This window comes from Zobellella denitrificans (assembly GCF_002237365.1).
GTDB lineage: Bacteria > Pseudomonadota > Gammaproteobacteria > Enterobacterales > Aeromonadaceae > Oceanimonas > Oceanimonas denitrificans.
On sequence record NZ_NMUO01000125.1, the window covers coordinates 1 to 8946 of the forward strand.

13 protein-coding genes are annotated in these 8946 nt (G+C 48.6%); 1 reads left to right on the plus strand and 12 read right to left on the minus strand.

Features of this window, described 5'->3' with window-relative positions; translation table 11 throughout:
* Positions 1-247 (plus strand): AFG1/ZapE family ATPase (gene zapE, locus CGX12_RS17920; protein WP_142995676.1); only part of this gene is annotated, 247 nt, incomplete at its 5' end.
* A 216-nt stretch (positions 248-463) separates the two neighbouring features.
* Here the strand turns inward: zapE and CGX12_RS17925 are convergent.
* The 12 genes from CGX12_RS17925 to CGX12_RS19680 all read right to left on the minus strand — a co-directional run bounded on the left by CGX12_RS17925 (position 464) and on the right by CGX12_RS19680 (position 8202).
* Positions 464-1348, minus strand: coding sequence for a GIY-YIG nuclease family protein (locus tag CGX12_RS17925; RefSeq protein WP_094041198.1), 885 nt, complete (start codon positions 1346-1348; stop codon positions 464-466).
* A gap of 60 nt (positions 1349-1408) precedes the next feature.
* Positions 1409-1585, minus strand: coding sequence for a hypothetical protein (locus CGX12_RS19955; RefSeq protein WP_176442111.1), 177 nt, complete (start codon positions 1583-1585; stop codon positions 1409-1411).
* Positions 1586-1602: 17 nt separating this feature from the next.
* Positions 1603-2253 (minus strand): hypothetical protein, encoded by a 651-nt coding sequence (locus CGX12_RS17930; RefSeq protein WP_094041200.1) that lies wholly within the window; start codon positions 2251-2253, stop codon positions 1603-1605.
* Between the two features lie 2 nt (positions 2254-2255).
* Positions 2256-3044, minus strand: a complete 789-nt coding sequence (locus CGX12_RS20455; RefSeq protein ID WP_497045852.1) for a GIY-YIG domain-containing protein — start codon at positions 3042-3044, stop codon at positions 2256-2258.
* Positions 3045-3255: 211 nt separating this feature from the next.
* Positions 3256-3645: a hypothetical protein gene (locus CGX12_RS17940; RefSeq protein ID WP_094041203.1), complete on the minus strand. Its 390-nt coding sequence runs from the start codon at positions 3643-3645 to the stop codon at positions 3256-3258.
* A gap of 330 nt (positions 3646-3975) precedes the next feature.
* Positions 3976-4212, minus strand: a complete 237-nt coding sequence (locus tag CGX12_RS19670) for a hypothetical protein (protein WP_142995677.1) — start codon at positions 4210-4212, stop codon at positions 3976-3978.
* Between the two features lie 49 nt (positions 4213-4261).
* A complete protein-coding gene (locus CGX12_RS17945) occupies positions 4262-4792 on the minus strand; it encodes a zinc ribbon domain-containing protein (RefSeq protein ID WP_094041205.1) in 531 nt (176 codons plus the stop codon).
* Between the two features lie 116 nt (positions 4793-4908).
* Positions 4909-5262 carry a hypothetical protein gene (locus tag CGX12_RS19675; RefSeq protein ID WP_142995678.1) on the minus strand — a complete coding sequence of 118 codons (354 nt, stop codon included), beginning with the start codon at positions 5260-5262 and terminating at the stop codon, positions 4909-4911.
* Between the two features lie 522 nt (positions 5263-5784).
* On the minus strand, positions 5785-6396 hold the full coding sequence (locus CGX12_RS17950; protein WP_094041207.1) for a type VI secretion system-associated protein TagO: 612 nt from the start codon (positions 6394-6396) through the stop codon (positions 5785-5787).
* A 44-nt stretch (positions 6397-6440) separates the two neighbouring features.
* The gene (locus CGX12_RS17955; RefSeq protein ID WP_094041209.1) at positions 6441-6980 is read right to left on the minus strand and encodes a hypothetical protein; all 540 of its coding nucleotides are present in this window, start codon (positions 6978-6980) and stop codon (positions 6441-6443) included.
* 90 nt (positions 6981-7070) lie between these two features.
* Positions 7071-7790 (minus strand): hypothetical protein, encoded by a 720-nt coding sequence (locus CGX12_RS17960; protein WP_094041211.1) that lies wholly within the window; start codon positions 7788-7790, stop codon positions 7071-7073.
* Positions 7780-8202, minus strand: coding sequence for a hypothetical protein (locus tag CGX12_RS19680; RefSeq protein WP_142995679.1), 423 nt, complete (start codon positions 8200-8202; stop codon positions 7780-7782). The genes CGX12_RS17960 and CGX12_RS19680 overlap by 11 nt, the downstream gene beginning before the upstream one ends.
* Positions 8203-8946 lie beyond the last annotated feature (744 nt).

The window sequence follows — 8946 nt, forward strand, 5'->3', positions numbered from 1 at the left end:
CGGCACCGAGGACGGCGCGACCCAGGTGGCAGCCGGCGAGCGCCAACTGCCGCCCCTGTCCCGCCAGGACGACGGCGCGCGCCGCTTTATCGCCCTGGTGGACGAATGCTACGACAGGGGCATACCGCTCTGGCTGGAGGCCGAAGTGCCGCCGGAGGAGCTTTACCGGGACGGCGCCCTGGCCTTTCCCTTCCGCCGGACCCTGAGCCGGCTGCGGGAAATGCAACTGGCCCGGTTCGGCGGCTAAGGCCGGCTGAGCCGGCTGTGGCGGGTGGCATCATCGGCAAAGGCCCATGGCGCGGCTCAACGACACCGGGAAGACAGAAAGCGCTGAACAACGCCTACCTGAAAGCCCAGGGTTTATATGCGTTGCGTGATGGAGGGAGCAGCCTTCACCATGCCAAGTGAAACGCCCTGTGCGGACCCGCATGCAGGGGTTGTGGGGGCTACCCGATTAGGGCTCTTAGTTGTCATTTAGCCCAAATGGCTGCCGCGTGTGGAGCCTTTCTTTCCACGAATTTTCGAGCCGAACGAGATCAGTTGTATTCATGTCAGGTGACACTCTTTGCAGGATACTAAATCGGAAGTTGCGGGGATCTCGCTCCTTTAGCAATTTGTTGCCGCCGTGTCCTCGCGCTGCATAGTTTAACCAGCGACCGAAAAGATTGGCTTCGCCGTAGGCTGACCCTACATAGCCCTTCCCGTCGGAAGTATCGAATACGTAGTAGATGCCGCGCCAGTGAGAAAGCGCGGACTTCCAACGCGAAGGGAGAACGGCGAGTTCTTCCCACGATAAATTAATTGCATCCCATTCAGGCATAGCTGCGTCGAGCACACTCTCTTCAAGAATAGCAGCCACCGGAATGTCGTTTCGATGTGCCCGCCTCCACCATGACCGCTCGGGAGGTGGCCAACCGACAACTAGCTTTCCTTTCCAAGATGCAAAGACGTCGGTAACCGCGAGGTCGAACCAGAGGACAGAATGCCTTTCGTTTTCTTCCGTAAAGCCCCGCATACCAAAAGCTTTCATCTCTACATAAGCCGGAATCCGCCAATACTGTTTTAGCGTGAGCGGTTTGTTTTTGCCGATTGAATACAGACCAATGAAGAGCGCTTTGCCTGGCTCGTGTCCAATGAACGACGCGATGTACCCCGTGCCGGTCATGCTCGCCATGACCTTTTCGAGTTTTTCACCTTGCGTCTGTTGATAGGCGTTGAATACGTCAGGTTTCTCGGCAGCCAGCCACGGAAGAACTTTGTTCAACTCAGGTTCGTTTGGTCTGTGGCGTAGTACCAGAACGTGTTGAGGGTCAACGCCTTTGCTTTTCAATAGATCGTTGAGGTTCATCTGTGCATAACCGTATGACTCGTTGCTATTGATGGGTAACCTTTGGTTAAGAAGCTGGCGTTAGCCTGTGTTTTCACCTATTGAGTTTAATAATCTACTGAATATTTCTTCTGCTGCACCTGCTAACGTTGATGCAGAGTAGTAGTGTCCATTAATGAATATATTTAAGCTATCAAAAAGTTGCTCTTCCGCAACTTCAAATTTAGCGACTTTCTTCATATCACGGCCAAGTGTCATAACGAATAAGTTCCCAACTATGAAAATTTGCTCAAGAACCATTGTGCACACGAATAATGCCAATTCGTCTTCGCCGTGGTGACATACCTTTCAAGCCTGCAGCCAGGAGCAATGGGGGGATGCTTAGAATTGTAGTAGACCACACGTTCACCGCGTGTACCTGCGGTAAGGGCAGTGAAGGGTAGAATGTAATCCTGGCCTCCAAAGAAGTAGATTGGTTCATCTGAGGTTTTGTCAAGCTGGCAAAAGTCCCGATAATTCTCCTTCGGGTCTCGGAAGAGGTACGGATGTTTCTTACGGGCATGTTTGCTAAAGGTAATATCGTAGGACGGAGTCAGGAAATCTGCCCGTATGAGGCCCCAGCCCGCCGAAAGTATGAATACTTTCTTCTCACCAAAGCGGTGTACAAGTTTCTCATACACCGACACATTGTAGAGCTGGTATGCCTTAAGCAAGGCGTGTGGATTATCACTTCTCTGGTAGGCCAGAAGCTTGTCTCGCCATGACAAACCATCACCAGCGAGATCATCAGGACGGGCATAGACATGCCCAGGTCGAGCAGGTGCTTTGGCCGGGTCGGCAACAAACTGAATTTTTTCTCTGCTCGCCGTCCAGAGTGATCCAGCATTCAGACATTTCCGCCCTGCGCACTGAATAACGATGATCATGCTTATAGATCCATTTGAGATACTAGGTGGTTGAGAACATCTAGGAAGCCCGGATCATACGGCTCATCAACGTGATTCTGATTCCAAAGCCCTGACAAGCGCACCTTCGGTCGACCTGAAAATCGACCAAGCCACTCCGGCGATGGGCTGTCCAGAGTTGCTTTGTTATAGTTGCTGAGAAGCGCAATTGCGTTACGTTCGACGAAGCTTCGCAGGTTCGGAGGGCCTGATTCGTCATCGACATCAAGCCAAAGGAAAGGCATGGTACCGATGACGGCGCTTACGCGCTTTTCATATTCGAGTTCACCCAAGCGAATATCACCACTCGCGCTATTCCCCTGTCCCCAGGTCCCGATCCATTCGGTGTGTGGCTGTCTTGCCAACGCTTCACCAACAAGAAGCCGAAAGATCGATCCTCGATGGTTGCCGCCGCCGCTCTTCGCGGAGCCGCGATGCTGCGATAACCTCTGCCACAGTTTCGTCCGGGCACTAGCGGACAGAGCATGTGTTCCGACTCGGACAACACGTAATCCGCTCCCGGTATCGGACCGCTGCTCGCCTTCCTCGAAGAAGAAGTACACCCCTCGCTGTGGCCACCTCATCTTGCCAGTACACGCAGAAAGGACGCGCTTTCCACCCATACGACGATCGAGATTTGCCATAAGTTGGTAAAAATATCGTAGGTCATCGAGGCGGGCTGTGCTCATGGCGGATTTGCAGAGAAGCAATGGAGAATAAGTGTTCGGTAACAATATATGGTGGTGGCTTTCGCGTAAAGGTTGGACCAGCATCACCAGCAAAGGCCCATGGCATGGCGCGGCTCAACGACACCGGGAAGACAGAAAGCGTTGAACAACGCCTGCCTGAAAGCTCAGGGCTTACATGCATTGTGTGATGGAGGGATCAAGCTTCACCATGCCAAGTGAAACGCCCTGTGCGGATCCGCATACAGGGTGTAGTGGGGGCTGAGGGTTAGAAACCCTCGGCTACCTGATTAGTTGTCTAGTACTCCGAACCATCACGCCAATCTTTAAATTCGCCAATTGCGTCAGAAGTACGCTCCAAAGCCATTTGATGGGTTGTCCCCTTACCGTAGATACCACAACCCTGACATTCACACAGATAAAATGTATCACTGATCTTATATGTATTTAGTTCCTTTAATCCACACTGAGGGCAATCCTCAGTAACCAGTAGTGAGCGCGCTTTAGCTTCGCTCTTAGCTTTAGATATCATTACGTTTAGTTCTGCATTGGCTGCTCTAGTTGCCTCTGCTTGCTTACTTTCTTGAGCACGAATTTGAGCTGCAAGTTGAGGGTTGAAAGTTCCATTGACCAAGTTTGCAGGGTTCTCTTCAGGGAAATCCTCAAAGTATTCTGACCAGTCACCCATATTTAATTCTCCTCAATTCTTTGGGAACGCTTGTAGCAACTAATGCCTGAATTAACCCGCATGCGTACATGGGGTTGGATCTTTCTTTTTGATTTTTATAACTTGGCTCATTCTCCGGTCAGGAATCCGTACCTGTCGTTATCGCTCTCATACCATGAGGTCAGATAATGCAGGGCGTATAAATTTATATCTTGGGGTCTTTTTCATTTTTTAAGCGTCGATTAAAGTAAATTGGGTTCCTTTGAATTCAATGAGTTTAAGCCGAGAGATATGGGTCAAAGGAAAGGCCTGACCCCATTTCCGCATCAGTTTTCATGATTGCCCTTCGGGTTAAAAATCATATTCTGTAATTATCGGATATTCTCTCGGGTTGTTACGTTTCTCGATAATTTTCTTCCTGAGCTTATTTGAATCAATGTTTGAAATTACTCCAGTCTTAATAAGATGTTCTGCAGTGCCAGTTAATCTGTATCCCCCGCAGCTTTTACATATATAAACGGTGTCATCATTTATATGATGTCCTCCTTTTGCACTTCCGTGACATAACGGACATTGGATAGAAGTCATTGCATCTCCTTAAGTGTATAACGAATAGGGTTATGTCGCTTCACATCCACTACTTCACTTGGGCGATTTCGGCGCCGCAGTGTTTGCACTTGCGCGCCGCCGCTTGGATGAGTTCGGCGCACTCCGGGCAGGTTCGAGTTGGCGTTGCCGATTCTGGCTTCATTTCCCGACCGATGAAGTACGAGACGGCGAACCCGATCAGGCAGACGAGTGCCATCACGACGGCAACGCCGCCGGTTACGAAAGAAACGAGACCGGCGCCGATTGTTGCGCCTGCCAGCTCAGCATCTGTACCACCTCCCTGACCGACGGCTTCCGTCAGCGCCTTTCCGCTGAAAACGAGACCAACGGGGATCATGGCAAGCCATTCAGCCGCTCCGAGGAGGAACCCTCGAGAAAACACCTTCGATACCGTCCGAGCGCCGCGGACCATGATCCAGATGGAGAGACCCCATCCGCCGAAGAGCGTCGCGAAGACGAACGCCCCTGACGGCTCACCACTAGTGAAGAGCATCGCGGCGGCCATGTAGATCAGGAAGCCCGAGAAGAAGCCCAGGATGATACCAACGAAGACCTTCATGATTCACCTCCTTTGGATGCCGTAGCTACCTTGGGCAGTGGCGGCATAACGCCTAGCTAAGGGACGCGCGACTTTTACGCGTATCCTTGAGCGTGGTGTTGATTATGTTTATTTTACTATGGAACAAACGCAACCCCTTTCAATGCATCGATTACATACTGCTTTTTAGCACTACCACCACGGTAAGCAATACACCTTACCTCATAAGTACTTTGGATTTTTAAAGGGCGAATTTCTACGAGTTCCGCACATAGGTGACCATTAAGATTTAACCCCGCAGCAACCATTTCATGAATTTCTGGGGTAGACAAAATCTTTTTGACTTGGCCGATACCAACATTGAGACCCATAGCTTTCATACCAAAGATCGTAAGCTCCTTCTTTTGTAAGTTAGATAGGGTTTCGGCATGCAATGAAGTTGATGAAATTAGCAGGCCGAGAAAGAGGTTAACAAAAATAACGTTCTTCATTCTTTATTCCTTTCGGTTCAAAAAATACATTATGTAATTGTATTTCTATTGCCATACAGTGAATGTATTCTTATTTCCAGTGGCTATAGAGCTGCACACCAATTTGTGATGCTTAAGCAACAATTCCTGCACAATTTTTTCTAGCTTCACTGCTTAATGTGTTAATAGAGATATCAATTGACTGACTCCATCCGGAGACCTCACATGGCTTGCTCAATAGGCCTATATCATCTAAATAACTGATCCTAATAGTGTTACATCGATCGGGTCCCGCACGCTAACACGCCGTACCATTAAGAACAGTTATTTAGTGTGCTACAAACGTATAAGTATTATCAATCGCATCCGCAGTTAATGCCTGCAGAAGTACAGCAATTGCTATAGCTACAAGTTTGACGTTCATGTTGTTACGTTACATCGCTTTCTCCTTTTTAAATATAACGCTTTCTCTCAGCCGACGGCAAACTGTGTAGCAGTTTGGTACCGTCGGCTGGAGCAGATGGTTAGATGTGTTTTTCATACCTACCAGTTACATGCTTGCCGTAGCGGCTTTATTGATTCCGAAAGACCAGTAATGGGGAATGTTGCCATCACGGGGCTTTCTCCATACGGTGTTATTTGGGTCAGGAGCTTTTCATGGTTCATCATTTTCTTGGCAAAGGCAATGTCGCTACCGTGTACAAATACGGCCTTGTTGTCTGTTGAAATTGACCATGATGCCGTTGTGGCATTCTCACTATCGAAGCGTGTAAGCATTCGGGTTGAATCGAGGCCGAGATAAAGCCCCCAATTCAGGAAAACATTGGTTTTGTTCTCGGAGCAGCGGATGAATAGAGATGGGCGAACTGTATTATATCCAGAGCGAACTGGCTCTTCAGACTGAACTGACAAGTAAACATTGACGCTATCGTCGATTGGTGATCTGTCAGAGCGAACTGACCACTTCCCGCTTCCTGTAGTCGTTGTCGAAGATGGCTTATCAACGCCAAGCTTTTTTGCAACCACGTCGTAACACATAAGCCTAGCTGCATCCGCAGAAGTAGCAGCGCACTTCGCTATATCTTGCTTGGTGTCAGCGAATGCCAAGGATGAGACGGTAGCGCATGCAACAGCCAATATAGTCTTCAGTTTCATTGTTTCTCCTATGAGTATCTAACGCTGAGTGCTGCGGCAGTTTGTTATCCTTTACCGACTTTATGCATGAAACCGATTGATGAAGTTTCACCGAATTGCTTGAAATCGAAGTGAGACCTCTTGACGCCCAATCTAATAAGTTGATCGACAAAGTACGAGTGAGCAGCCGAAGCGCTATCTAGAGCTATTTCGAAGAGTGGCATTTCCTTATCGACGTACTCATATGTGAAATGAGCACACGCAGTATCCCTCGCGGCTTTCATTTGCTGCCAATAAGCATGAAACTCCTCTGGGGAGGCATTCGCTGACGCGTAGATACTGGCTTTAAATGCTTCCAAATCGGCCTCCGGGACAAAGTTCTTCCAATGCATTTCTTCGCTATTAGTTCCAAACACCTTACACCATCGAATCACGAAATCGGTGACAAGCACATTGCAAAGATGCCTATACGGTGCATAGACCTCGAATCCTGCATCCAGATTCCGAGACTCTAGGTTGATGGCTCTGCTGATGAAATACGACTTACAAATTTCTTCAAGATTTACCACCACCCACTCAAGTTTTTCCAGTCTGGTTAAATCCATGGAAGATCTCAACTATAACTTGCGGATAACGCCCGCAGCACGGGCAAAAATTGTAGCGCAGCGGAAATTTTGTCCCAGTGCCTGCGATTGTTAGATTTCATCTTCAAATTCATCCGCATAGACAAATGGACTCTCCTGCCGACCACTTCTTACCCCGGCCAGTCTAAGGTCAAAATTTTCTGCCACTAATACACGGACCCTGCGGGTCTTATAGGCTTCGACAATTTTCGACGAGTTACCAGAGAAGTTCCCTAAAGAGGCCAGAACAGGATATAGATGATCTTCCCGGCCAAACCCCCTAGGGGTTCTGCCATGAATGAAGCACGGTTTAATCTCATGGACAATCCCCAAAAATTGGGCGAGAAGCATTGGATACACCACCAATTTTTTGACCTCTGCAAACGTGACTAAATCCTTGTTCTTAGCTGCGCTCCAGGCAGTTTTCATGGCCTTATCAGGTACACAGCCAGTTTTGATCAGCCCAAAATCAACACAGTACCGCCCTTCGTCATGAGCGCTTTCCACCACAAGGTTCATGTGCCCCTCATAAATCACGTCATGACGTTCAAACTTCAGGTGGGTAAAATTCCACGGATGCCCCCGTGTACTGGTTTTAACCACGAACGTTTGCGGACTCTTCTTTGGATTCACAACATGAATCGTGTATCCAACTGAGCGGTAGTGCTCCGCAACTCCAACAGTTACGGCAAGCTCAAGCGCCTTTGACTGATTTGAGCTTATCGTGAAGAAAGCTTGCTTATGCTTTTTCAGGAACTTTCTGATGCTTTGTTGAACGGCATTAACGTCCACTCGCGAGCTCCCGAACTACCTCAACATACGGAACATTCTGAACAAACTGAAGTATCTGGTGCTCGGCCAGTAGTTCTATGAGTTCGCGTCGAACGGTTATAAGTGATTGATGATAGCTACCGCCTCTCGATAAGTCGGCACCACCAACCCTCACTGACGATTGGTTCTGCTGCCGCTCCAAGATAGCGCCGGCGTTGTCGATCACCCAATAATTTGAGTCAACGATCGAAAAAAGCTTTCGTAGGCCGGCAATGAAAACAAGGGTATCGGCAATTTCTCGGGAGAAAGCTACTCCAGCGTCTTGAAAAATTTCAGGCGCGGCCAAATCTAAAGAACGAGCATAGCTCAATACCTGCTCCGACAAGCCATAGGGCAAATCGGTAATAGCGTCTGATAACGCCCGTATGCTCATCTTGACCTCAAAGTTGGCACCAGAAATCTAACAATTGTATATTGACCTGGCTCGATAACCCGCATTCATCCAGATCAAAAGGTCGATGCTAACACTATGATTGTACTGAATTTTTCCTAAAAATTGCGTTCTTCTTTCAAGGATAAAACAAGCCTTCTCGATAACCGCTTATTCTGGGCATGAGTGCTTTCGAGAGTTAATCGCAACCTGTTGAATAAAAATAATATTTTTTATCCCTGCTGCCAATCAAGACGTCCGACGAGTGAAAGCGTGCCGGGTCTGTGGTTGCTGTCCATTATAACTGTGTATAAACACAGTATTTGTGGTCGTATGGAGCCGCTCGGTTTTATTGAGCCGATCCGGCAAAAGCTCGGATTGCGGCGGTACGGCCACGCTACCGCCCTGATGTTCCAGGCCATCATTCCCTGCCACCACGGTTTCCATACAGAAACCATTCTGTACACTGGGCGGGAATGGGGCAATTGCAAAAAGACATAAAGGCCGTGCAAAACGATTGGTTGGTGATTTTTTGAACAATATGGTGCCGGCAGGCGCCCGTTGGCGTGGCGCAAATCGGCAAAGGGTGGGGGTTTTCCCCGCCATCTAAAGCGGCGGCTCATAGACAGGATCTTAAGCGGTAAGAGCATGAATTAGATAGAAAAAAGGCTTCAATTGTGATCTGATGTTAGTCGCCAAACAAAACACAAACCACAAAGAAGCCGATGACTATTATCCATCTAAAAC

Excerpts from the sequence above, each read along its gene's own strand:
- CGX12_RS19955 (WP_176442111.1), bottom strand. The coding sequence starts at position 1,585 with ATGACACTTGGCCGTGATATGAAGAAAGTCGCTAAATTTGAAGTTGCG.
- CGX12_RS19675 (WP_142995678.1), bottom strand. The coding sequence starts at position 5,262 with ATGAAGAACGTTATTTTTGTTAACCTCTTTCTCGGCCTGCTAATTTCA.
- CGX12_RS17955 (WP_094041209.1), bottom strand. The coding sequence starts at position 6,980 with ATGGATTTAACCAGACTGGAAAAACTTGAGTGGGTGGTGGTAAATCTT.
- CGX12_RS17945 (WP_094041205.1), bottom strand. The coding sequence starts at position 4,792 with ATGAAGGTCTTCGTTGGTATCATCCTGGGCTTCTTCTCGGGCTTCCTG.
- CGX12_RS17930 (WP_094041200.1), bottom strand. The coding sequence starts at position 2,253 with ATGATCATCGTTATTCAGTGCGCAGGGCGGAAATGTCTGAATGCTGGA.
- CGX12_RS17950 (WP_094041207.1), bottom strand. The coding sequence starts at position 6,396 with ATGAAACTGAAGACTATATTGGCTGTTGCATGCGCTACCGTCTCATCC.
- CGX12_RS20455 (WP_497045852.1), bottom strand. The coding sequence starts at position 3,044 with ATGCTGGTCCAACCTTTACGCGAAAGCCACCACCATATATTGTTACCG.
- CGX12_RS17940 (WP_094041203.1), bottom strand. The coding sequence starts at position 3,645 with ATGGGTGACTGGTCAGAATACTTTGAGGATTTCCCTGAAGAGAACCCT.
- CGX12_RS19670 (WP_142995677.1), bottom strand. The coding sequence starts at position 4,212 with ATGACTTCTATCCAATGTCCGTTATGTCACGGAAGTGCAAAAGGAGGA.
- CGX12_RS17925 (WP_094041198.1), bottom strand. The coding sequence starts at position 1,348 with ATGAACCTCAACGATCTATTGAAAAGCAAAGGCGTTGACCCTCAACAC.
- CGX12_RS19680 (WP_142995679.1), bottom strand. The coding sequence starts at position 8,202 with ATGAGCATACGGGCGTTATCAGACGCTATTACCGATTTGCCCTATGGC.